The 23537-nt window shown below is 70.2% G+C and carries 21 protein-coding genes; 10 read left to right on the plus strand and 11 right to left on the minus strand.

Going from position 1 to position 23537, the window contains the following annotated elements:
• Window positions 1-20 precede the first annotated feature (20 nt).
• Window positions 21-1007 (plus strand): transcriptional regulator, encoded by a 987-nt coding sequence (locus ABH920_RS23615; RefSeq protein WP_370351273.1) that lies wholly within the window; start codon window positions 21-23, stop codon window positions 1005-1007.
• Here the strand turns inward: ABH920_RS23615 and ABH920_RS23620 are convergent.
• The 3 genes from ABH920_RS23620 to ABH920_RS23630 all read right to left on the minus strand — a co-directional run bounded on the left by ABH920_RS23620 (window position 992) and on the right by ABH920_RS23630 (window position 3517).
• On the minus strand, window positions 992-2065 hold the full coding sequence (locus tag ABH920_RS23620; protein ID WP_370351274.1) for a CapA family protein: 1074 nt from the start codon (window positions 2063-2065) through the stop codon (window positions 992-994). The genes ABH920_RS23615 and ABH920_RS23620 overlap by 16 nt on opposite strands.
• A 19-nt stretch (window positions 2066-2084) precedes the next feature.
• Window positions 2085-2951, minus strand: coding sequence for a hypothetical protein (locus tag ABH920_RS23625; protein ID WP_370351275.1), 867 nt, complete (start codon window positions 2949-2951; stop codon window positions 2085-2087).
• A 95-nt stretch (window positions 2952-3046) separates the two neighbouring features.
• Window positions 3047-3517 carry a winged helix-turn-helix transcriptional regulator gene (locus ABH920_RS23630; RefSeq protein WP_370351276.1) on the minus strand — a complete coding sequence of 157 codons (471 nt, stop codon included), beginning with the start codon at window positions 3515-3517 and terminating at the stop codon, window positions 3047-3049.
• 97 nt (window positions 3518-3614) lie between these two features.
• Between ABH920_RS23630 and ABH920_RS23635 the strand changes: the two genes are divergently transcribed.
• On the plus strand, window positions 3615-4307 hold the full coding sequence (locus ABH920_RS23635) for an SDR family oxidoreductase (protein WP_370351277.1): 693 nt from the start codon (window positions 3615-3617) through the stop codon (window positions 4305-4307).
• Between the two features lie 14 nt (window positions 4308-4321).
• Window positions 4322-5926 (plus strand): MFS transporter, encoded by a 1605-nt coding sequence (locus ABH920_RS23640; protein WP_370351278.1) that lies wholly within the window; start codon window positions 4322-4324, stop codon window positions 5924-5926.
• On the opposite strand, the gene ABH920_RS23645 is transcribed toward ABH920_RS23640, so the two are convergent.
• Window positions 5889-7121: a cation:proton antiporter gene (locus ABH920_RS23645; protein WP_370351279.1), complete on the minus strand. Its 1233-nt coding sequence runs from the start codon at window positions 7119-7121 to the stop codon at window positions 5889-5891. The two genes, ABH920_RS23640 and ABH920_RS23645, sit on opposite strands and share 38 nt — an antisense overlap.
• 129 nt (window positions 7122-7250) lie before the next feature.
• Window positions 7251-8132, minus strand: coding sequence for an endo alpha-1,4 polygalactosaminidase (locus ABH920_RS23650; protein ID WP_370351280.1), 882 nt, complete (start codon window positions 8130-8132; stop codon window positions 7251-7253).
• 178 nt (window positions 8133-8310) lie between these two features.
• Here ABH920_RS23650 and ABH920_RS23655 point away from each other — a divergent pair, with 178 nt between their 5' ends.
• On the plus strand, window positions 8311-9753 hold the full coding sequence (locus tag ABH920_RS23655) for a DUF5123 domain-containing protein (RefSeq protein WP_370351281.1): 1443 nt from the start codon (window positions 8311-8313) through the stop codon (window positions 9751-9753).
• Window positions 9754-10049: 296 nt separating this feature from the next.
• On the opposite strand, the gene ABH920_RS23660 is transcribed toward ABH920_RS23655, so the two are convergent.
• Window positions 10050-10859, minus strand: coding sequence for a DeoR/GlpR family DNA-binding transcription regulator (locus tag ABH920_RS23660; protein WP_370351282.1), 810 nt, complete (start codon window positions 10857-10859; stop codon window positions 10050-10052).
• A 421-nt stretch (window positions 10860-11280) separates the two neighbouring features.
• Between ABH920_RS23660 and ABH920_RS23665 the strand changes: the two genes are divergently transcribed.
• The 6 genes from ABH920_RS23665 (at window position 11281) to ABH920_RS23690 (ending at window position 17886) form a co-directional block, all read left to right on the plus strand.
• Complete coding sequence (locus ABH920_RS23665; protein WP_370351283.1) at window positions 11281-12612, plus strand: ABC transporter substrate-binding protein; 1332 nt, start codon at window positions 11281-11283, stop codon at window positions 12610-12612.
• 11 nt (window positions 12613-12623) lie between these two features.
• Entirely contained in the window at window positions 12624-13703 is a 1080-nt protein-coding gene (locus tag ABH920_RS23670; protein WP_370351284.1) for a carbohydrate ABC transporter permease, read from the plus strand.
• Window positions 13703-14536 carry a carbohydrate ABC transporter permease gene (locus ABH920_RS23675; protein ID WP_370351285.1) on the plus strand — a complete coding sequence of 278 codons (834 nt, stop codon included), beginning with the start codon at window positions 13703-13705 and terminating at the stop codon, window positions 14534-14536. The genes ABH920_RS23670 and ABH920_RS23675 overlap by 1 nt, the downstream gene beginning before the upstream one ends.
• Window positions 14537-14646: 110 nt before the next feature.
• A complete protein-coding gene (locus ABH920_RS23680) occupies window positions 14647-15546 on the plus strand; it encodes an SIS domain-containing protein (protein WP_370351286.1) in 900 nt (299 codons plus the stop codon).
• 47 nt (window positions 15547-15593) lie between these two features.
• The gene (locus ABH920_RS23685; RefSeq protein WP_370351287.1) at window positions 15594-16922 is read left to right on the plus strand and encodes an alpha-glucosidase/alpha-galactosidase; all 1329 of its coding nucleotides are present in this window, start codon (window positions 15594-15596) and stop codon (window positions 16920-16922) included.
• Window positions 16923-16956: 34 nt separating this feature from the next.
• Complete coding sequence (locus ABH920_RS23690; RefSeq protein ID WP_370351288.1) at window positions 16957-17886, plus strand: carbohydrate kinase family protein; 930 nt, start codon at window positions 16957-16959, stop codon at window positions 17884-17886.
• Here ABH920_RS23690 and ABH920_RS23695 read toward each other — a convergent pair.
• The 5 genes from ABH920_RS23695 to ABH920_RS23715 are packed head-to-tail and all read right to left on the minus strand — an operon-like array spanning window position 17873 to window position 23497.
• A complete protein-coding gene (locus ABH920_RS23695; protein ID WP_370351289.1) occupies window positions 17873-19153 on the minus strand; it encodes a spherulation-specific family 4 protein in 1281 nt (426 codons plus the stop codon). The two genes, ABH920_RS23690 and ABH920_RS23695, sit on opposite strands and share 14 nt — an antisense overlap.
• Window positions 19154-19178: 25 nt before the next feature.
• Window positions 19179-20414 (minus strand): Gfo/Idh/MocA family protein, encoded by a 1236-nt coding sequence (locus ABH920_RS23700; RefSeq protein ID WP_370351290.1) that lies wholly within the window; start codon window positions 20412-20414, stop codon window positions 19179-19181.
• A gap of 2 nt (window positions 20415-20416) precedes the next feature.
• A complete protein-coding gene (locus ABH920_RS23705) occupies window positions 20417-21238 on the minus strand; it encodes a carbohydrate ABC transporter permease (RefSeq protein ID WP_370351291.1) in 822 nt (273 codons plus the stop codon).
• On the minus strand, window positions 21231-22244 hold the full coding sequence (locus ABH920_RS23710) for a carbohydrate ABC transporter permease (RefSeq protein ID WP_370351292.1): 1014 nt from the start codon (window positions 22242-22244) through the stop codon (window positions 21231-21233). The genes ABH920_RS23705 and ABH920_RS23710 overlap by 8 nt, the downstream gene beginning before the upstream one ends.
• Window positions 22241-23497, minus strand: a complete 1257-nt coding sequence (locus ABH920_RS23715) for a sugar ABC transporter substrate-binding protein (RefSeq protein WP_370351293.1) — start codon at window positions 23495-23497, stop codon at window positions 22241-22243. The genes ABH920_RS23710 and ABH920_RS23715 overlap by 4 nt, the downstream gene beginning before the upstream one ends.
• Window positions 23498-23537 lie beyond the last annotated feature (40 nt).

Consider the following 23537-nt stretch of genomic DNA (forward strand, 5'->3'; position numbering starts at 1 on the left):
TTTCGCCAGGAGGCGAAACCATGACGCTGTGGCTGGTCGACACCGACACCCTCGCCAGCGGCCGGTTCGTGGTCTCGCCGCTGGCGGAGACGCTCGCCTGCCTGCAGACGCTCCATCGCCGGACGACCGCGCATCCGGGAGAGAAGGCCTGGTTCGACGAGCACAACCCCGCCTTCCTCGCGATGGTCGCCGCCGACCCGCTGACCGGCCCGCTGCTGGAGGCCGCCCTGGGCTCCCGCTCGCACTGGATCGCCGACCTGCTGGCCCCGGTGCCGACCGGCGACCAGAGCTTCGAGCAGGAGCTGCGGAAGGTCCGTGCGACGTCACCGGAGCTGGCCCTGGCGAACCTGACCGTCGCCTACGGCGGTCCGCTGCCCGACCTCCTGGACCGCACCGACCTCGCGCCGCGCCTGGCCGAGATCCTGGAGTGGATCTGGACGCGGACCGTCGAGCCCACGTGGGAGCGTCGCCGCCGGCTGATGGAAGCCGACATCGTCTCCCGCACCGCCCAACTCAGCCAGGCCGGCTGGGCCGCGGCACTGAGCGCGATGCGCCCCGGCATGCGGTGGCTCGGCGACGGGACCCTGCAGATCAACCTCCACAACTTCCCGCCCCGCCAGGTCTCCGGCGCGCGCCTGTACTTCGCCCCGGTGACGCCCGGGCGCGGCTGGGTGGCGTGGGACGACGAGCCGCGGTACGCGATCGTCTATCCGTGCACCGGCGCCATGGCGGACGTCGGCATGACCGTCGCGCCCCAGCCGCTGGCCCGCCTGCTCGGCGCGAACCGTGCGACGGTCCTGCTGCTCCTGGCCTCGCCGAAGAGCACCACGCACCTGGTCACGCTGACCGGCCGGCCGCTCGGCTCGGTCGGCCGCCACCTCAAGGTCCTGCTGGACGCCGACCTGGTGCGCCGCCGCCGCTCCGGCCGGTCGGTGCTGTACTACCGGACGTCGGCCGGCGACGTGCTGGTCGAGAGCGCTTCGCGGGAGAGTCAGGAGGGCGAGTAGGAGGGCGAGTAGGCGGCTTGGGGGAGCGTCACGAGGACTTCGGCGCCCATCGCCGTCGAGCCGAACGGTGCCGAGCCGAACGGCGCCGACATTGCAGCGACCCGGTCGAGCACGCCACGGGCTTCGTCGCCGACCAGGGGCCGGACGTCGTTGTCCGAGCCGCGGCGCACCGGATGGACTTCGACGCCGCGCAGACGGCGCCCGTCGACCCGGCAGTGCAGGACCAGGCCGTCGAGATGGCGGCCCGCCATGACAGGCCAGTCGAAGACGAAGTTCCCGAGGCTGTAGAAGATCGGGCGGCCCCGGAACATCTCAATGCCCTGAATGCTGTGAGGTCCGTGCCCCATGACCAGGTCCGCCCCGGCGTCGATGGCGGCGCGGCCGATCGCCTTCTGGTAGTCGCACACGTCGTCGCCCGCCACGCCCCAGTGGCAGGAGAGCACCAGGACGTCGCATCGGGTCCGCAGTTCCTCGACGTCCCGGATCATCGCGGCCAGCTCGTGCGGATACGCCTCGGTCAGGACGCGCGGCGCTCGGCCGGGCACCTCCGCCGACCGCAGGTCAGGCACGTAGGAGGTCGAGGCGCGCAGGGTCGCGACGCCCGCCGTCCGGGGTCCGGCGGCCATCCCGAAGGGCCAGCAGATGGAGGTGTACGCGAGAAACCCGAACCGGGTGCCGTCGCGTTCCAGGACGACCGGACGGTGCGCGTCGTGCAGGTCGGTACCGCCGCCGCAGTGCGCGATGCCCGCGGCGTCGAGCGTGTCCAGGCTCGCCAGCATCGCCGACGGCGGGAACGTGACGTTGTTGGCGACGCTGACCGCGTCGATGCCGGCAGCGCTGAGCCCCGTGACCATGTCCGGCTCGGAGTGCCGCCAGTTCGGTTTGTGCGCGATGTCCGGGGCCTGCGGATCATCGCCGGGCCCGCACAGCGCTCCTTCGAGGTTGACGAACCGCAGGTCGGCGACCGTCAGCAGATCCCGCACGTGTCTGAAGGCGGAAGCGGGATCGGCTCGCCCCTGGAGGTTGACGTCTCCGGCAAGCAGCAAGATCTGCGACATGCGAAGACGGTATCCCCGTTCAGCCCTCCATGGAGAGCATCACCGGTGTCGCGTCCGCGCCGCGGAAGTGCACGGCCATCCAGTACCCGTCGGCGAAGTATCCGGCGCCGCCGTCGCTGTAGTTCAGGATGAAGTCGCCGGAGTAGTAGAACTCCAGCCGGAAAGCGATGGCCTCCCTGAAGAGCTCGGGTTCGGCCTGCTCCGAGGTCTGATCATCCGGGCCGCGGTCCCACAGGTATCGAAGCCAGCGGTCCCACAGGTATCGAAGCCCGGACTGCCGGATCCGCTCGAAGTCGTCCAGCAGCGTGCGCACCGATGGGAGCAGAGCCTTGATGCGGTCGGGCTCCGCCGCGCCGAAGCGGACGTACACCTGGTCCGAGGGCGGCTCAAAAGTCGCTGAGTATTCGTACAGATCCTCATCGAACTCGAAGCCGCCGAGCACCTCGTCGCTGATCTCGGGGACGGGGCGGTCGGGCGCGTCGGTCGCGTACATGCGCGCGATCGCCTCCCACGACTGCTCCAGATGCGCCTGGTAGCAGGGGTTGTGCTCCTCGTCGAGGATCGGCGGCTGGTTGGCGAACTGGCCGGGGGTGGCCTTCAGCGTGCGGCCGTCGGCGGCGTGCAGGATCCAGTGCCGGTCGTCGTGGTCGATGCGCTGGACGCGGAACGAGCTCGGGATGTCCTGGACGCCGAACACCGGCCCGTCCGCCGGTCCGGCCAGCGCCACGGTGCCGGTCTGCCGGCCGTCCGGACCGGGCTCGACGACGAAGACGCTGTTCAGCGGGCGCGCGACGCCGGCCACGGCACCTTCGGGCAGGTTCTCCAGCAACGGCGCCGCGTCGCCTCGCACCGCCTTGCACCACAGGTCGTGGTCACTGTCACGCACGTGCACTCCTCGGTCAGGCAGACGACCGATCGAACCTCTCACGCGTCGTGGACAGCGGCCGACGGCACTTTTGACGTTGTCGCGGACGCCACCGCTCAGTCAGACCGCCGACTCCACAGCTCCACCTCGTCAAGCCCCACCTCGTGGTGGCTCCGGCAGGACACTGTCACATCCACGCTCTCCCCGCAGCCGATGTGCGCGAGGTCCACCGACTCCGGCCCGCCGGCGTGCTTCTGGCCCCAGCGGAACAGCGCGAACATCGCGGGCATCAGGTCCCGCCCGGACTCGGTGAGCAGGTACTCCTCCCGGGAGCGGCCGCCGGGGTCGCGGTAGGGGCGGCGGGCCAGCAGGCCGGCGTCGGCGAGGGCCTTGAGGTTCGCCGAGGTGGTCGCCGGGGCCATGCCGACGCGCTGCGCGAAGTCGTCGAAGCGGGTGGTGCCGTAGAAGGCCTCGCGCATGATCAGCATCGAGTTGCGGGTGCCGATCACGGCCATCGCCTTCTCGACGGGGCAGTTGCCGATCGGGGACCAGGTGGTGCGGTCGTCCAGGGGCGTGTGCAGCTCCATGGGCGCGGCCTCCTCCGAGTTGACTTCAGTTAGCTGTAGTCAGATACTACCCGGTGCCAGCTGACTTCAGTCAGCCGAAGTGTCGAAGGAGCCCGCCATGAAGCTTGAGAACAGCGTCGTCCTGGTCACCGGTGCCACCGGTGGCCTGGGGCAGGAGTTCGTCCGGCAGGCCCTGGAGCGGGGCGCAGCCAAGGTCTACGCCGGCGCGCGCCGGGACCACGACTGGTCCGATCCGCGGGTCGTGCCGCTCCAGCTCGACGTCGCCGACCCGGCCGCGATCGAAACTGCCGCGGCCGCCGCTGGCGACCTCACCGTCCTCATCAACAACGCGGGTATCAGCGGCGCTCGCTCGCTGCTCACCGGCGACATGACGGAGATCCGCGCGACCTACGAGACCAACGTGTTCGGCCCCCTGGCGCTGGTCCGCGCCTTCGCCCCGACGCTCGCGGCCAACGGCGGCGGCGCCGTCGTCGACATCCACTCGGTGCTCAGCTGGATCGCCACGCCCGGCGCCTACAGCTCCAGCAAGGCGGCGTTCTGGGGTCTGACCAACACCCTGCGTCTGGAGTTGGCGGCGCAGGGCACGCAGGTCCTCGGCGCGCACTTCGGCTACGTCGACACCCCCATGACCGCGCATCTGCCCGAGGGCACTGACAAGTCGGCGCCCGAGGACATCGCCGGCCGGGTCCTGGACGCCCTGGAAGCCGACGAGAAGGAGGTCTTCGCCGACGCTCTGACCGAGTCGGTGCACGCAGGCCTGACCGGCCTGACCACCGGCGTTTTCGCCTAGGAAGCGCGCCGACCATGACCGAGACCCACCTGGCGTCGTCCTCCGGCGCCCCCGGACCTTCCTCGGATGCCGGCTCCAACTCCGGCTCCGTGCGCAGCTCCCCGACCACGACTCCCTCTCCCGCCGGCACCAAGAACCGCGCGCTGGCCCTCGCCGTGATCTGCGTCGGCACAATGATGGCCTTCGTCAACGTCTCCTCGACGATCGGCGCCCTGGCCCGCATCCAGGCCGACCTGCACTCCTCGCCGACCGCCATCGTCTGGATCACCAGCGCCTACAGCCTGGTCGTGGCCGGCCTCATCCTCGCCGCCGGCACGCTCAGCGACCTGATCGGCCGCCGCCTGGTCTTCGGCCTCGGTGTGCTGTTCTTCATCGGCGGCAGCGTCCTCGCCGCCACCGCGGGCCAGACCGGCACGCTCATCGCCGCCCAGGCGGTCATCGGCGTCGGCGGCGCGCTGCTGCTGCCCAGCGGCCTGGCCATCGTCAGCCACGAGTTCTCCGATCCCCGGCAGCGCACCGAGGCCGTCTCGATCTGGGCCGGCAGCTCCGGTCTGGGCCTGGCAATCGGTCCCGTCGGGTCCGGCCTGCTCCTGGCCCACTACTCCTGGCACGCGATCTTCACGATCAACATCGTCCTCGGCGCGCTGGCCCTGGTCGGGACCGTGTTCCTGATCCCGGACAGCCGGCACCCCGGACGCCGCCTGGACCCGGTCGGGCTGATCCTGGGCACCGTCACCGTCGTGATGCTGACCTTCGGCATCATCCAGGGCAAGACGCTCGGCTACGGCTCGCCGGGCATCGTGTCCTCCTACGCGGTCGCGGCCGTCGGCCTGGCCGCCTTCGTCTGGTACGAGGCCCGGCATCCGGACCCGATGATCGACGTCCGGCTGTTCCGCTCGGCCTCGTTCAGCGCGGTGATGGCGGTGGCCGCGACGTCGATGATCGGCTTCACCGGCACGGCCTTGCTGACCGTGCTCTACCTCCAGCACGTCCAGGGCCTCACCCCGCTCGGCGCGGGCACGCGCGCGCTGGTGATGTTCGTGCCCTTCATCGCGGTCAGCTCGGTGGCCGGCCGGATCGTGCACCGGATCGGCTTCAAGCTCATCCTCACCGCCGGGCTGCTGGCGATGGCCGCGGGGATCTTCGCGCTGCGCTGGTCGCAGGCCGGCCCCGGCTTCGGGCACGTGTGGCCCGGGCTGCTGGTCGTCGGCATCGGCGCCGGGCTGCTGGTCGCGCCGTCGACCGCGGCGGCGGTGATCAGCGTCCCGGCCGCGCAGGCGGGGATGGCGAGCTCGGTGGTGAACATGTTCCGGCAGCTCGGGAACGTGCTCGGGGCCAGTGTCCTGGGGACGATCTTGACCTCGAAGTTCGCGGACAACCTCACCACGGACCTGACGAACCGCAGGCTGCCGGCGCCGGTCGTGGACCAGGTCGTGACCGGGGCCAAGCACGGCGCGGACGCCTCCGGGCTGCCGGGGAGCCTGGCCTCCGTGGTCGGGGATGCCGTCCGGCACTCCTTCAACGAGGCCTTCCACACCGGTCTTCTCGTCGCCGGGGTGTTCGTGCTCGTGATCGCCGTACCTACGCTGGTGTTGGTTCGTCATCGGCCGGCGAGCTGAGTCGTTGCGCCGCCAGCGGAACCGCCACCCCGTGCAGTAGCAGGCTCCCGAGCAGCACGATCGTCATCGTGGCGAGAGTGAGGTCGGCGTCCTCGTCCTTGGTGGCGTTGTAAGCGAGCAGACCGAACACGATCGACGTGGTACCGCGCGGTCCGACCAGACCCAGGAGCGTGCGGTCCACGAACGTCGCGCCGGTGCCGAGCATCGCCAGGTACACCGGCACCATGCGCACGACGGTCAGTACCAGGACGCTGTAGAGGATCACCGACCCGGGGACGCCGACCTGGAACACCAGCACCGCGACCGCGCCGAAGACGAACCACACGATGAGCGAGGCGACCGTGCCCAGCGCCTCGACATCGGCGAACTCCGACTCCGGCAGCGGCGCCTGCTCGCCTCGGAACCCGATCCGCGCCCGCTTGTACGCGATGCCGGCCAGGAACGCCGCCACGAAGCCGTTCCCGCCGACCGCCACCGCGATCGAGTACGTGACGATCGGCAGCAGAAGCGCCGCGATGCCCACCGACTCCGCGTTCGACCAGCGCTCGCGCTCCGAGCGCCGCAGCACGGTACCGGTGACCGTCCCGAACCCGACGCCGACCAGCACCGCGTAGGCCGCCGCCGGGAACGCCTGCCGCAGCGCGTCTTCCGGGGAACCGCCGTGCCCTGATTCGCCGATCAGCAGGATGCCGAAGGCGAACGCGGGGGAGAACAGGCCGTCGTTGTAGCCGCTCTCCACGGCCAGCACGTGCCGCACCCACAACGGCAGGTTCCGGTCCTTGAGCAGGTGCGGGGCGGTGGCGAAGTCCAGTGGCGCCACCACGCAGGCGATCACGAACACCACCGCCCACGACGGCGTCGGCAGCAGCGGCACCCCCACCGCGAACGCCGCGGCCACCATCACCGGCAGCGCGACGAACAGCAGCCGCAGGACCGCGCCGCGCTCGCCGGCCAGGAACCCGTCACGGACCACGGTCGCGTCGACGAAGAGAAGCACGGCCAGGACGAGTTCGACGATGCGCTCGGCGATGTGCGTGTCCAGGCGCTCGGCGAAGCCGGTCCCGCCGACCAGCCCGGCCACGACGCCTCCGGCCACCATGACCAGCGGGCCGGAGATGTGCCAGCGCGCCAGGCGGCGCGCGGCGAAGGTCCACGCCAGCAACACGGCCAGGCTGGACACGATCAGGGGCAGCATACCGTGAGGTTACTGATATAGCCGGGCGTTTCCGGCACAGGTGAGGGAAGGCGAGCGTGTCTCCACCGACGGTGCTCGCCTTCCCTCGTCATTCAGTCAGACTGGCAGTCGGGCCGGTAGTCAGGCCGATCAGCGGCAGGGCTGGAACGTCTTGTCGTCCAGGTTGATGTCGAAGCGGACGCCGTTGAAGTCGTTCGCGTTGTCCTTGGAGCAGAACGAGGACGTCGACAGCTTGTACTCGGCCTGGAAGACCGGCTTGCCGGCGGCGACGTACTGGTCGTAGCCGTAGTCGCCGTTCTGGGCGGTGGTGCATTCCTTGTACTGGTTGCACTGCTCGTTCAGCGCGCCGTCGAAGTAGGGGAGCAGTTGTGGGATCTGCTCATTGTCGTTCTTCTGCAGCACGCTCATGCCGCGGGCGTGGGAGTCGTTGGCCAGGGTGGCGTTGAAGTAGAGCTGGTCGGCGGCGGTCAGCGGGAAGCCGGTGCTGTTGGTGTAGCCGTCGACGTTGTCGAGCTCGACCATGTCGAAGCCCTTCTGCCGGCACATGTCCAGGCGGGCGTCCATGATCTTGCGCAGGGCGCTGCCGGACTTCTGGATCTCGCGGACGTCCAGCCACTTCTCGCCGGGCCAGCCGTTGCCGCTGCCCAGGACCGCGGACGGGAACTGCGAGGCGTCCGGGCGCCAGTTCTCGTAGGTGCCCGCGGACAGGTAGCAGACGGCCTTGATGCCGGCCGAGTGCAGCGCGGAGACGTTCGCGGCGGAGTTGTTGAAGCCGTCCACGTCGTACATCTGGACGTTGCGGAAGGGGGCGCTCGGGACCGTGGACAGGACCCAGTTCCAGGACGTCTGCAGGCTCGGCTGCCAGCAGCCGTTGCAGGCGGCCGGGCTCGGCAGGGACGGCGTCGCGGGGGCGGCCGAGGCCGCCGGGGCCGCGGCGACGGCCGCGGCGGCGGCCAGGGCGAGGCCGGCTGCCGCCGCGGCGATGCGCTTGGGCGATGGAGTCAGGGGCATGATTTCTCCTCGAGAAGTGTGGCGGTTCTCGTGCTGGGCGATTCTTAGCAGCGGGGCCGTCGCAGCGTCGAGGTGTGGATGGGAAACGCGCAGTCCCGGTGAGCGACTGGGCCGAATCGCTCATGTCGCCTGCGTTTTCGTTGACGGGGGTCGGTGCGGTGCGCACGCTCTGTGCGGTATGAAGCCACAAGTCCTGGCAGTCGCGGCTCTGGCCGCGCTCGTGCCGTCAACGCTCGCGGTGTCGGCCTTCGCCGACGCTCCCGGCGCCCCAGCGACCTCGAAGCACTCTGCGACCGCCACGGTGTATGTCGCTCCGGGCGGTTCCGACTCGGCGGCGGGTAGTTCCACCGCGCCGTTCGCCACGATCCAGCACGGGGTCTCGGCGGTGTCCGGCGGCGGCGGCACGGTCGTGGTGCGCGGCGGGACCTATGCGCAGCGCGTCAGCCTGCACAACGCGAAGAACGTCACCATCACCGCGGCCGCCGGCGAGCACCCGGTGCTCGACGGCTCCAAGCTGACCGTCCCGAGCGGCCGCTCGGCGCTGGTCGACATCGCCGACAGCACCACGGTCGCGGTCCAGGGCCTGGAGATCACCGGCTACCGGACCAAGGACATCGCGGGGATGCCGATCGGGATCTACGTCCACGGCGGGGACACCGGCGTCACGATCAGCGGCGACCATGTGCACGACATGGGCAACGACAACGGCACGCTGGGCAGCATGGCGATGAACGCGCACGGGATCGCCGCGTACGGCGACTCCCCGACCCGCTCGATCAGCGGCCTGGTCATCGACCACAACGAGGTGGACCACCTGCACCTCGGGGCCAGCGAGTCGGTGGTGGTGAACGGGAACGTCGACGGCTGGCGCATCACCGGGAATCAGGTTCACGACAACAACAACATCGGGATCGACGCCATCGGCTTCGAGCAGACGCTGCCGCCGGCGTACCGGTACACGGACCTGAACCGGGCCCGCAACGGGGTGATCAGCGGGAACACCGTGCAGAACATCATCTCGGCGGGCAACCCCGCGTACTGGTCGTCGACCGGCTGGTGCAACTGCGCGGACGGTCTCTACGTCGACGGCGGCACGCACATCGACATCGCCGGCAACACCGTGCAGGCCGACGACATCGGCATCGAGGTGGCGGCGGAGAACGCCAAGGGCGCCGCCGACCACGTGACCGTCGAGGGCAACACGGTCAGCGACAGCCGCTACGTCGGCATCACCACCGGCGGCTACTGCGACGGCGGCCAGGACTGCGGCGGCGTGCAGACCGGGACGTCGTTCGCGAACACGTTCACCGGCAACGTGCTGCGGAACAACAACACGGACCACGACGGCTCGCCGGAGTTCCTGATCCAGTACCACGAGAGCGGCAACCGGATCACCGGCAACACGATCTGCGCGGCCGGCCCCGGCACGCTGCTGATCGGCACGGTCGCGCGCTCGGGCTCCGGCTCGGGGGACGTGGTGGACGGGAACCGGTACTCGGCCGCCGCGGCGGACGCGGGAACCGCGCGGTGGGGGTGGCATTCGGTGACATACACCGGGTTCGGTGCTTATCGGGCCGCTACCGGGCTGGATGCGAACAGCGTCTTCGCCGGGTCCTGCTGAGCTGAGCGGACGGAAAGCCATGGCATCGGCAGCTCGATGATTCGGGCTGCCGATGGCGCTTGGGCGCTGGCGGGTTGCGGTTGGCCCGGGGGAAGGCAGGCCGCCGACGCACCGACACCCGGACGCACCGCCGCACCGAGGCGCCGACGTACCGACGTACCGAGGCGCCGACATACCGAGGCACCGAGGCACCGAGGCACCGAGGCACCGAGGCACGGACGCACCGCCGCGCGCGTTCGCCGGTCAGCCGTCCGCGCCGCGACCGGCCAACCGCCCGCCGGTGTGCCCGCCACCCCTCACCGCCGCACCGGCTCCGCAATCCGCACCGACACCCCCTGAGCCGCGATGGCCTGTAGCTCCGCCGGATCGGCGCTGCCGTCGGTGACCAGCTGGTCGATCGCGTCCAGCCCGACCACGTGCGCCAGGTGTGTGCGCCCGATCTTCGAGCCGTCCGCGACCACCACGACCCGCTGCGCGCGGCCGATGATCACCGCGTTGGTGTGCGCCTCGACCTCGTCGTGGGTGGACAGGCCGCTGGCGGCGCTGATGCCGTCGATGCCGATGAACGCCGTGTCCACGTTGAAGCGGCCCACGATGGTCTCGGCCCAGGGGCCGACCATCTCGTAGGAGTTGGAGCGCGCCACGCCGCCGGTGACCACCAGTTTCACCTTCGGGCGGTTCACCAGGATGCCGGCGATGTTCAGGGCGTTCGTCACCACCGTCAGCTCGGTGCGGGTGGCCAGCAGGCGCGCCACCTCGCTGGTGGTCGTGCCGCCGTTCACGGCCACCACGTGGCGGCCCGGCGCCAGCGCGCGCAGTGCCATGCGCGCGATGGCCCGCTTGGCCGCGCGGCCGTGGTTGTCCCGGTAGCGGACCGGGAGTTCGTAGGCGACGTCGCGTCCCACCGCGCCGCCGCGCGTGCGGACCAGCAGGTTCTGGTCGTCCAGCAGGGTCAGGTCGCGGCGGATGGTCGCCACCGACACGCCGAGTTCGCGCGCGGCCGTGGCGACGTCGACGCTCCCGCCGTAGGCCAGCCGGTCCAGGATGGCCGTGACCCGGTCGGAGCGGTGCATGGTCGGAGTGTTCTTGCTCTGCAGCTCGGTCATCGCCGGACCCGCTACGCCTGGAACGGCGGTCCGGGGCGGACTGGAGGTGCTGGGGGAAGGGCCGATCGGGCATCAGTGAGGCTCACGGTGAGCTCCATTGTGCTGGTGGGCACGACCCCGCCTCGGAAAGCCGCGCGCACGATCGGCGGGCGGTCCTGGCGACTCGGTCCGGGCTCGCGGCGGTGCCGACATACCGGATGGGCGTACCTCTGACGTCGCGTTTCCACAGCGGCGCACCCCGATGCTACGCGTGCGTCCCGGTGCTGCCAAGCACTTGCTCATCGCGCGGATCCGAGCGTCTTCGCGCACCGCCGGTGAGCGAAACGTGCGTGGATCTTGTGAGTTCGGTGTGCGGAGCCCTTGAATGACGGAACTCTTCCATCTCTGTTCCCCTCGTCTTCTCCGCCTGGGAGGTCTTCCCGTGCATCCAAGAACGGCCCGCACCCTTCGTTCGGCCGCAGCGGTCGCCACCGTCGCCGCGCTGGCGCTGACCGCCGCCTGCTCGTCGTCTTCTTCTTCCTCCGCCTCCAAGGCGCCCGCGGACCCGACGAAGCCGGTCACCATCACCGTCTGGACCGGGCAGGACGTCAACCCCGAGAAGCTGCTGGAGGGCCTGGCCAAGCAGTTCCACGACGCGCACCCGAACGTCACCGTCGACATCTCGCCCGGCGCGCCGACCACCGACCAGCTGCTGCCCAAGCTCACCGCCGCCTTCACCAGCGGCACCTACCCGGACATCTCCTACAACTTCGGCAGCTGGGCCACCCAGATGCAGCTGTCCGGCCGCACCCTGGACATCACCGACAAGGTCAAGGACCCGGCCGTGAAGTGGGAGGAGTTCCCGCCGGCGGCCCGGCAGACCGCGACGCCCAACGGGCACGTGATCGGCTTCCCGGCGGTCGTGGACAACCTGGCGCTGATGTACAACAGGAAGCTGTTCAAGGCCGCGGGCCTCGCCGAGCCGACGAACACCTGGACCTGGGACGACTTCCGGGCCGCGGCCAAGAAGCTCACCGACACGTCCAAGAACGTCTACGGCACCGCCTACTCGGTCTCCGGCACCGAGGACACCACCTGGCACTTCTGGCCGCTGCTCTGGCAGAAGGGCGGCAGCGTCCTGAACCAGGACAACAGCAAGGCCGCGTTCGACTCGCCGGCCGGCGTGGCGGCCCTGACCTTCCTGCAGCAGATGGCTGTGACCGACAAGTCCGTGTACCTGTCGCAGGACGACCAGAAGTACGCCGACCTGTTCAAGTCCGGCCTCATCGGCATGATCATGAGCGGTCCGTGGCAGCTGTCGGACAACGTGAGCGCGAACCTGGACTACGGCGTCACCTACCTGCCGTCCTTCGACGGCACCAACCACCAGACCATCTCCGGCCCGGACCTCTGGACCCTCTACGACCACCACAACACCGACCGCGCCTACTGGTCCTACCAGTTCGCGCAGTGGCTGACCTCGGAGCAGACCGACCCGAAGTTCAACCTGGCCACCGGCAACCTGCCGCTGCGCATGAGCGAGGCCGCCAGCCCGGAGTTCCAGGCCTACGCCAAGCAGTACCCGGGAGCCCAGACGCTCCTGGACAACCTGACGAACGCCACGACCGCTCGGCCCACCGTCCCCGGCTACGTCGGGCTCTCCCAGGCCGTCGGCCAGGCCATCGCCAAGGTGCTCCAGGGGCAGGGTGATCCGGCCTCGGCGTTGAAGGACGCGGCCAAGGCCGCCGACGTCGCGCTGGCTCAAGCGGATTGAGGTCGGGTGCGATGAAACACGGAATCCTGATATCGGATCATGAGAAGGCCGGAGGCGGCGGCGCCCGGCGCCGGCACGCCGCGACGGGGTCGGGGGCGGCGCTCGCTGCTGGCTCCGACGCCGGCTCCGGTGCCGGCTTCGGTGCCGGCTTCGCGGCCGACGACCTCGGCGGGGCTTTCGGCCCCGGCCGGGAGAAGCCGAAGTGGACCGCCCGGCGCCGCCGCGTCGTCGCCAACCTCACCGGCTGGTCCTTCGCCGCGCCGGCCACCCTGATCATCCTGGGCCTCACCCTGTTCCCGGCCGGCTGGGCGTTCCTGATCTCCCGGGAGCACTGGAACGGCATCACCCCGGCGCGCCAGATCGGCTGGGACAACTACCGCCTGATGCTTCAGGACTCGGACTTCCGGTCCGCGGTGAACCACACCGTGCTGTTCACCGTCCTGTACGTGCCGGTGGTGCTGGTCCTGGGCATGTTCCTGGCGATCGCGCTGAACCGGAAGATCCGCTTCATCTCCTTCTACCGGACCGCGCTGTTCGTGCCCCTGGTCGTCTCCGCAGCGGCCACCGGCATCCTCGCCAACTTCGTGTTCGACCAGCAGTTCGGCCTGGCCAACAACGTGCTGCGGGTGCTGCACCTGCCGCAGCAGGGCTTCCTGGCCGACCGGCACGAGGTCATGTGGGTCATCGCCCTGATCTACCTGTGGACGGACCTGGCGTTCTCCGTCATCGTCTACCTCGCCGCGCTCCAGGACATCCCGACCGACTGCCTGGAGGCGGCGCGCATGGACGGCGCCAACCGCTGGCAGCAGTTCCGGCACGTGATCCTGCCCAGCCTGGCGCCGGTCACGGTGTTCGTCGGGGTCTGGGAGACGATCTCGGTGCTGCAGATCTTCGAGCTGGTCCTGACCACCACGCACGGCGGACCGCTGGGAGCCAGCCAGACCGTCGTGTACTTCGTCTACAACCAGGCGTTCAACCTGTCCCGCTACGGCTACGGATCCGCCGTCGCCTACACGCTGTTCGGCGCCACCCTGGTGATCACCCTCGGGCTGTTCGCGTACGCCCGGCGCAGCAAGATCGAGGCCTTCTGATGAGCCGCCTGACCCACGCAATCAGCAGAGCCAGCCGCTGGCACCTGTTCCTGATGCCGCTGTCCCTGCTGTTCCTGCTCCCGCTGCTGCAGATGGTGCTGGCCTCGTTCACCTCGAACGCGGACATCAACCGGTTCCCGCCGCGGTTCATCCCCTCGGCCCTGCACATCAGCGGCTACGTCCGGCTCTTCCGGGACGCCCCGGTCGGGCGCTGGATGCTGAACTCGGCCATCGTCTCCGGCATCGCGATCGTCAGCCACCTGATCCTGTGCTCGCTCGGCGGCTACGCCTACGCGCGGCTGTCGTTCCGGGGCCGGACCGTGGCGTTCGTGACGCTGGTCGCCACAATCATGATCCCGACCCAGATGCTGATGATCCCCACCTACTTCATGTTCACCCACCTGGGGCTCATCGACACCCTCGGCGCGGCCTTCGTGCCGTTCCTGACCTCGGCCTTCGGCGTGTTCCTGATGCGGCAGTTCTTCCTGTCGCTGCCCAAGGACCTGGAGGAGGCGGGCCGGATCGACGGCCTGACCACCTTCGGCGTGTTCTTCCGCATCGTGCTGCCGCTGGCCCGGCCCGCGTTGGCCACGCTGGCCGTGTTCACGCTGCTCAACTCCTGGAACGACCTGCTGTGGCCGCTGATCGCGATCAACGACCCGTCGAAGTTCACCATCCAGCTCGGGCTGATCAACTTCCAGGGCGCGCACCACATCGACTGGCAGGAGCTGATGGCCTGCAACGTCGTGGCCACCGCGCCGCTGATCCTCGGATTCCTCGTCGCGCAGCGGCAGTTCGTGCAGACGATGAGCATGTCCGGGCTCAAGGGCTGAGGCGGGCGCCGGCGGTCTCCCGGTGCCGAACAGCTTCCCCGTCACCCCTCCCATCAGCTTGCCGAACAACCTGCTCGAACACGTTGCCTGAACGGAGCACCATGCCTTCCTTGCCTTCTTTCGTCGCCGCCGAGCTCACCGACCAGCCGCACAGCTGGCAGCGGGCCGCCGACCTGGCCGCCTCGGCGGACGGCCTGCCGCAGCCCGGCGAGCGGGTGGCCGTCGTCGGCTGCGGGACGTCCTGGTTCATGGCGCAGGCCTACGCCGGCCTGCGCGAGGCCTCCGGCGCCGGGGAGACCGACGCCTTCACCGCCTCCGAGCTGCCGGCCGGCCGCAGCTACGACCGGGTGCTGGCGCTGAGCCGGTCCGGGACCACGACCGAGATCCTGGACGTGCTGGCCGCCGCCACCGCGCCGACCACGCTCATCACCGGCGTGGCCGACTCCCCGGCCCCGGCGCTGGCCGGGAGCGTCATCGTGCTCGACTTCGCCGACGAGCGATCGGTGGTGCAGACCCGCTTCGCCACCACGACGCTGGTACTGCTGCGCGCGCACCTCGGCGAGGACGTGTCGGGCGCGATCGCCGACGCGCAGACCGCGGTCGGCTCGCCGCTGCCCTCGGGCATCGCCGACCGCACGCAGTTCACGTTCCTGGGCGCGGGCTGGACGACCGGCCTGGCCGCCGAGGCCGCGCTGAAGATGCGCGAGGCGGCGCTGGCGTGGTCGGAGTCGTACCCGGCCATGGACTACCGGCACGGTCCGATCGCCATCACCGACGAGCAGTCGGCGGTGTGGATGTTCGGCGAGGCGCCCGAGGGGCTGGCCGAGCAGGTCGGGGCGACCGGGGGGTTGTGGGTCCAGCAGGACCTTGATCCGCTGGCGTCGCTGATCGTGGCCCAGCGCCTAGCGCTGGAGCTGGCCGCGCGCCGGGGGCTGAACCCGGACGCGCCGCGGCATCTGACGCGGTCGGTGATTCTGCGTCCGCACACGCCGTCGCCCGCGTCGGCCTGACCCTCCTTCTCATCGCGCTTCCGTCTTCTCCCGAAAGAGAATCCCGCGTGTTCCGCATAGTCTTCATCGGCGCCGGCTCGGTGGTCTTCACCCGCCAGCTGCTGCACGACATCCTGTCCTATCCCGAGCTGTCCGGCGTGACCATCGCGCTGCACGACATCGACCCCGAGCGCCTGCAGGTCGCCGCCGCGCTGGCCGACCACGCGGTGCGCACGCTCGGCGCCGAGGTGACCGTCACGGCCACCACCGACCGCCGCAAGGCCCTGGACGGCGCCGACGCCGTGGTCAACATGATCGCGGTCGGCGGCCACCGGGCCGTGGTCACCGACTTCGAGGTCCCGGCCGCCGCCGGCCTGCGGCAGACGATCGGCGACACGCTGGGCGTCGGCGGCATCTTCCGCGCCCTGCGCACCTTCCCGGTGCTGAAGGCGCTGGCCGAGGACATGGCCGAGGTGTGCCCGGACGCCTGGCTGCTGAACTACACCAACCCGATGGCCATGAACATCCAGTACCTGAGCACGGTCGCGCCCCGGCTGAAGGCCGTCGGTCTGTGCCACTCGGTGTACTGGACGGTACGCGGCCTCTGCGAGATCATCGGCGTCCCGTACGAGGAGGTCGACGTCCTGTCGGCGGGCGTCAACCACCAGGCCTGGATCCTGCGCTGGCAGCACCAGGGACGCGACCTCTACCCGCAGCTGGACGCGGCCATCACAGCACGCCCCGACCTGGCCCGGCGCGTCCGCGTCGACATGTACCGCCGGCTGGGCTTCTACCCGACGGAGACCAGCGAGCACAGCTCCGAGTACGTACCCTGGTACCTCGGCCACGACAGCGAGATCGCCCGCCTCCGCATCCCGGTCGGCGACTACATGACCATCGACGCCGAGAACCTGGCCGAGTACCAGGCCCTCCGCAAGGCGGTCGCCGACGGCGACGACCTCACCGGCGGCTGGGAGAGCGACGCGGCGGAGTACGCCCCGCAGGTGATCCACAGCCTGGTCACCGGCACCCCGCGTACGATCCAGGTGAACACCCCGAACACCGGCCTGATCAGCAACCTGCCCCAGGGCGCGGCGGTAGAGGTCCCGGCCACACTGGACCGCCTCGGCGTCCACCCGCACCACGTCGGACCCCTGCCGGTCCAGCTGGCGGCGCCGAACCGCCACTTCCTGAACGTGGTCGACCTGGTCGTCGCCGCCGCAGTCGAGGGCGACCCCCGCCACATCAGGCACGCCGCGATGGCGGACCCGGCCACCGCAGCGGCGCTCACCGTCGAGCAGATCTGGGCCCTGTGCGACGCGATGGTCGAGGCCCACGGCGACGCGCTGCCGGAGCCGCTGCGGCGCGCGCCGCTGGCTGCTCGGGGTGGTCGGTGAGCGGGGTCGGCCTCGCAGAACTGCGAGGCCTGACATGACCTTCGACCTCCTCGTCGTCGGCGACGCGAACCCCGACGTCCTGCTCTCCGGCGTCCCGCCGGTGCCGCCGTATGGCCAGGCTGAGACTCTGGTCGACTCGGGTGTCCTGGCGCTCGGCGGGTCGGCGGCGATTGTCGCGCACGGTGCCGCGAGGCTTGGACTCTCTACCGCGCTGGCGGCGGTGGTCGGGCGCGATGCCGCCGGCGACTTCGTCCTCGATACGCTCACCTCCGCCGGCGTCGACATCGGCGCCGTCACGCGCCATGCCGAGCTGCCCACCGCCCTGACCGTCTGCCTCGGCGGCCCCGGCGGTGACCGCGCCATCCTCACCGCCGCCGGCTGCCTCGCCGCGTTCGATCCGCAGCAGCTGCCCGAGGCCCGGCACGTCCACGCCGCGTCCTACTTCCTCCAGCCGACCTTGGCGGCGCGGCTGCCCGACCTGTTCCGCACGGCGCGCGCCACGTGCTCCCTCGACACCAACCACGACCCGGCCGGCACGTGGCGCCTGGCCCCCGGGTTGCTCGAAGTCTGCGACTACGTCCTCCCGAACGAAGCCGAGGCGCTGGCCCTGACCGGCACCGCCACCGTCGAGCAGGCGATGGCAGCCTTCGTCGAAGCCGGCGTCACCCCCGCCGTCAAGCGTGGCCGCGACGGTGCGACGGCCCGCCGCGGCGCCGAAACCCACGCCGCGCACGTCACGCCGCTCTCCCCTGTCGACACCGTCGGCGCCGGTGACAGCTTCGACGCCGGGTTCCTCGCCGCGCTGCTCAACGGCGAGGACCTGGACCAGGCCCTCGCCGTCGGCTGCGCCTGCGGTGCCCTGTCCACCCAGGCCGTCGGCGGTACCGCCGCCCAGCCCACGTGGGACGAGGCCATCGCCTACGCGGTCCTGGCCGAACAGTCAGCCGGCCTCAGCCCCGGCTGAAGGTGATCGGCGCGGTGTAGAACGAGTTCCCGTTGAACACCGTCCGCTGAGTCGCCGCCGAACTCCCCAGCGCGCTCAGCGGGACGGTCCACGTGTACACGTTCCCGTTCTGCGTCATGGCCGGGCTCACGCCGCTCACCGGCGACCAGCTCCAGCCGGAGGACAGGCTCCGATACAGGGTGTTGTTCTCGATCATGTAGTCCGCGCCGAGCGGCGTCGAGGATGGCGACGGCAGCTGGAACCCGGTGCTCTGGTTGTCGTCACTGTCGATGAAGACGTGGTGGAAGCTGGTCGCCGCGTTGAACGTGGCCTGGAACTTCTCGTTGCCGCCGCTCACGCAGGCCGAGAAGTTCGTGATGGCGCCCGACCCGGCGACCGGCGTGCACGAGGAACCCCCGCCACCGCCGCCCCCGCCGGGAGCAGCAGCCTGCGCCAGCTCGTCGTTCCAGTACGCCCCGGGCGGCAGCGTGTCCCAGGGGTTGGGCAGGTTGTCGTTCGTGACGTACAGGTAGCCGGCGTTGCGCTGCTTGCTGAGGCTGACCGCGTTCTCCATGTCGGCCTGCGTCGGCGTGTCGTAGACCAGGTGCCAGAACTGGTCCGGATTCCCGGAGTTCAGCTCCCACGCCGGCGGCGTCCAGCTCGTGTACGAGGCGTACGAGCCCTCGAACATCACCAGCACGTCCGCCGCGGAGGCGTAGCACTGGTCGGCGGCCGTGCCGGGGTTGTCGGCGGTGAGCGCGCCGGGGTGGTTCTGCTTCACGTAGGACCCGACGGCCTGGTACAGCGCGACGTGCGCGTTGTTCGTGCCGCAGTCGTTCAGCGCGTCGTCGAAGAAGATCCCGGCCAGGCCGTAGCTCCCGTACCAGCTGTACCAGGTGTCGACGTCGGCCTCGGCCTGCGCGGTCCACGCCGCGGTGCTGGTCTGGCCGTCGCGCGTGGTGCGTCCGGTGGTCCCGAAGTAGCCGGTGTCGACGTACCCGATCACCTGGGCACCGGACGACGTGGCCGCCTGGATGGCGTCGGCGTAGCCCTGGTCGAACGACGACCCCAGGCCGTTGTTCGGGTTGGCGATCGCGATGCCGACCGCCGGGTTGCTCTGCTCCAGCTGCGTCCAGTAGCTGCTGCTGGGCCCGAAGTACGCCGGGACGCCGACGTGCTGCACGGTCGCGGTGTCGGCACGCGCGGCCGTCGCCGGCGGTGCCAGCCCGAGGACCGCCAACGCCAGCGCTGCGATCCCGACCAGTAGTCGGGGGCGGGACAGGTGCATGGTGCTCTCCTTCCACACAGTGGACTTACAAGGAGGACGCCGGGATCGAAGGAACCCGGCGGTGGTGCCCTGCAGAATCTGCGAAGTGCGCGACGACCGCCGCGTCAGGTGCGGCCACCGCGATCGGCACGCCGCCGGAGCGCAGCGACTCGGTCGCGGCGACCCCCGCGGCCACCGCCTCGCGCGCCGCCACCGGCGAGGTCTCCGTCGGGCCGCCGACCGCGACGAAGCGCAGGAACTCCGCGACCAGCGCGCTGTCCGCGCCGCCGTGCAGCCCTTCGGCATCGTCCCCGGTGATGGGGAGGACCAGGTCGGCGTCGCTCCGGTAGCCGGAGCGCTTCCGGTTCCAGACGCGGATCTCCGCCGGGTCGCCGTCGATGCCGTCGCCGAAGTTCTCCAGCCGTCCGGCGTCGCCGATGACCGTGTAGTTGCGCCAGTAGTCGGGGGAGTAGTGGCACTGCTGGTAGCTGGTGAACACTCCGTTGTCGAGCCGCGTGAGCATCTGCGACAGGTCTTCGACGTCGACGACCGGGTTGAGGTCGCGCAGCTCCGAAGGCGGCCACGCGCCGACGTCGAACCAGTCGCCCATGAGTGAATCAGGGCTCTCGGTCCCGGCTGGCCGCCGATGGGGATTGGCGCCGTAGACCGTCAGCCCGCCCAACGCCACGACCTGCCGCGAGTAGCCCCCCGCCAGCCAGTGGATCACGTCGAGATCGTGCGCGCCCTTCTGCAGCAACAGGCTCGTTGTGTGAGCGCGCTCGGCGTGCCAGTCCTTGAAGTAGAAGTCCCCGCCGTGGCCCACGAAGTGCCGGCACCACACCGCCTTCACCTCGCCGACCGCGCCGTCCTCGATCAGCGCCCGCATCCGCCGCAGCATCGGCAGATGCCGCAGGTTGTGCCCGATGTACAGCCGCGTCCCGGTCCGCGCCGCCGTCGCCAGCAGCGCGTCGCAGTCGGCGAGCGTGATCGCCATCGGCTTGTCCACGAACACCGCCACGCCCGCCGCCAGGAAGTGCAGCGCGGGCGCGGCGTGCAGGTCGTCGGGGGTGAGCACGAACACCGCGTCCAGCTCGCCGTCCGGCATCGCGTGCCAGTCCTCGTAGACCGCGACGTCGTCCCCGAACAGCTCCCGGGCCCGGGCCCGCCCGCGCGCGCTCGGATCTGCGCACGCCACCACCCGCGCCACCCCCGGCTGCTGCGTGTGCGTGGCCAGCTTCGCGCGCTGGCCCACCCCCACGACGCCGATCCTCAGCTCCGACATGCTCATCCCTTCGTTCCGGTCAGGGCGATGCCCTCGATCACACGGCGTTGCAGCACCACGAAGACGACGATCACCGGCACGGTGGCCATCAGCGCCCCGGCCATCAGCACCGGGTAGTCGGTCATGAACTGGCCCTGCAACGAGGCCAGGCCCGCCGACAGCGGCATCTTGTGCGGATCGGTGTTGACCACCAGCGGCCACAGCAGGTCGTTCCAGGACCAGATCATCGTCAGGATCCCCAGCGCGATGAGCCCCGGCCGGGCCAGCGGCAGCATGACGCTCCAATAGATCCGCAGGGGCCCGGCGCCGTCGAGCCGCGCGGCCTCCTCCAGCTCGGCCGGCATCGCCAGGAAGAACTGCCGCAGCAGGAAGGTTCCGAACGCGCTGAACATGCCCGGCAGGAACAGCGCCGTGCGGCTGTTCAGCAGGTGCAGGCTCTGGACGATCTGGTACTGCGGGATGACCAGCAGCTGGCTGGGCACCAGCAGGATCGACAGGAACAGCCCGAACAGCAGGCTGCGTCCGGGGAAGCGCAGCCGGGCGAAGGCGTACGCGGCCATCGAGCAGAACAGCAGCTGCGCGGCGGTCCGGGCCAGGGTGTTGAGGACGCTGTTGACCAGCATGTCGCCGAACGGCACGGTGTCGAACACCGAGCGGTAGTTCGAGCCGTGCCACTGCGGCGGGAGCCAGGTCGGCGGCACCCGCGTGGCCTCGGTCAGGGTCTTGAACGAGGTCAGCAGCTCCCACAGGAACGGCCCGGCCATGGCGATGGACGCGGCGATCAGGAACGTGTGCGCTCCGATCGATCCCCGGCGGCTACGCATAGTGCACCCACCGCTTCTGCAGACGGAACTGGAACCCGGTCAGGGCGACGGTCACCAGCAACAACACGAACGCGATCGCGGCGGCGTAGCCGCGGTTGTTGTCGACGAAGGCGTCCTGGTAGAAGAGGTAGACCACGCTCCTGGTCTGCGGCAGCGCCGGATTGGTCTGGCCGATGAGGACGTAGACCAGGTCGAACGTCTGCAGCGTGCCGATCACCGACAGCACGGTCACGAAGAACAGGCTGGGGCTCAGCAGCGGCAGCGTCAGTGCGAAGAACTGACGGACCGGACCGGCGCCGTCGATCTGCGCGGCCTCGTAGTACTGACGCGGGATGGACTCCAGGCCCGCCATCAGGATCACCATCGTGTACCCGACGCCGGACCACAGCCCGACCACGGCCACCGCGATCAGCGCGGTGTGCTGGTCGCTGATCCAGTAGGGGCCGTGGATCCCGATCTTGCCCAGCAGGGTGTTGATCAGGCCGTAGTCCCCGGCGTAGAGCCAGCGCCACACGATCGCCACCGCGACCGGCATCGTCACCACCGGCAGGAACAGCAGCGCGCGGTAGAACCCGACGCCGCGGCGGCCGGGCCGGGCCAGCACCGCGGCCAGGACCAGCGCGATCGGGATGCCGGCCAGGCCGAGCAGGCAGTACCACAGGGTGTTGACGAACGCCGAGCGCAGGTCCGGGTCGTGGAGGAGGGCGCGGTAGTTGGCCAGGCCGGTGAAGGTGTGGCCGCCGAACGGGCCCCAGGTGGTGAAGCTGTAGTAGAACGTCTGCAGGACCGGCCACAGGTAGAAGACGCCGAGGCCGAGTGCGGTGGGGGCCAGGAAGAACGCGGCCCAGGCGGCCTCTGTGCTGCGGTGGCGCCGTCGGCGGCGACGGGTTTCCCGGGCGCTCGGGGTGCCGGTGGCACCGCTGCTGCCACCACCGCCACCGCTGCCACCGCCGAGCGCTGATGCGGCGGGCGCGAGAGGCCGGGCTCCCGCGCCCGCCGTCGTCACGAACCCTCCTTGGCCAGCGCCGCGTCCATCTGCGTCGCGAGATCGGCGGCGGCCTTGTCGACTGGCTCGCTCCCGTCCCACGCCTTGGTCAGCTCGGTGGTCTCCAGCGTGTTCCACGCCGCGGTGTCCTTGGAGATCGGATACGGGACCGCGTCGGGCAGCTGGTCGAGGAAGGACTGGAGGTGGTACTGCGGATAGGCCTTGACCCAGCTCTGCTGCGTGCCGTTGTACGCCGGGATCACGGTGCCGGTGTCGGCCTCGATCTGCGCGGCCTGCTGCGAGCCGAGGAACGCGGCGAACTTCTCGGCCTGCGCCGGGTGCGAGGTGTGCGCGAACACCACGTTGGCCAGGCCGTGGATGATCGTGGCCTTCTTCACCCCGGCCGGCAGCGGGGCCACGTCGACGCCGGTCTTGGTGGTGTCGTTCGCGGCGAACGCCTTGGCGTCCCAGGACCCGCCCCAGTACATGGCGAGCTTGCCGGACTCGAACAGGTTCAGCGGCGCGGTGTCCGTCATCTGCTTCAGGCTCGGCGACTCCTTGGCCGCGACCAGGTCGGTCCAGAATTTCAGGCCGGCGATGCTGGCCGGGTCGGCGTAGCCGGACTTCTTGCCGTCCGGGGAGATGACGTAGCCGCCGGCCTGGTAGATCGTGTCGTAGAAGTTCTCCTGGCCCTCCAGGTTGGCGCCGACGCCGTAGACGCCCTTGCCCGGGTCGGTGAGTTTTTTCGCCGCGGCTTGGAAATCGGCCCAGGTCCAGGCGGCGGTGGGGTAGGCGACGCCGGCCGCGTCGAAGATGGCCTTGTTGTACCAGAGGCCGACGGTGTCGAAGTCCTTCGGCAGACCGTACTGCACGCCCTTGTACTGGTAGAGCTTGGCCAGCGCCGGCGGGTACACCGAGGTGTCCGGGTGCACGTCGGTGAGCGGCTCCAGGACGTTGTTCGAGGCGTAGAGCTGGAAGTTCGGGCCGTTCATCCAGAAGACGTCGGGCGCCGAACCGCCGGAGGCGGCCGCCTGGAGCTTGGTCCAGTAGTCCGCCCACGGCGTCTGCTGGATGGTGACCGTGATGGTCGGGTTCTGTGCTTCGAAGGCTGCGATGATCTTCTGCATGGCCGGGACCTGTGTCGCGTCCCAGACCCCGTAGCTGAGGGAAACCTTGCCACCGCCGGAGGAGGAGCTCGCGCTGCTCGAACAAGCGGTTGTCGAAGCGGCCAGCGCGAGCACTGCCGACGCTGCCACCACTGTGCGTATGCCCATGTCTCATCACCCTGATCGCGTCGAGCGGGGGATTAATATT

The sequence above is a fragment of the Catenulispora sp. EB89 genome, assembly GCF_041261445.1.
GTDB lineage: Bacteria > Actinomycetota > Actinomycetes > Streptomycetales > Catenulisporaceae > Catenulispora.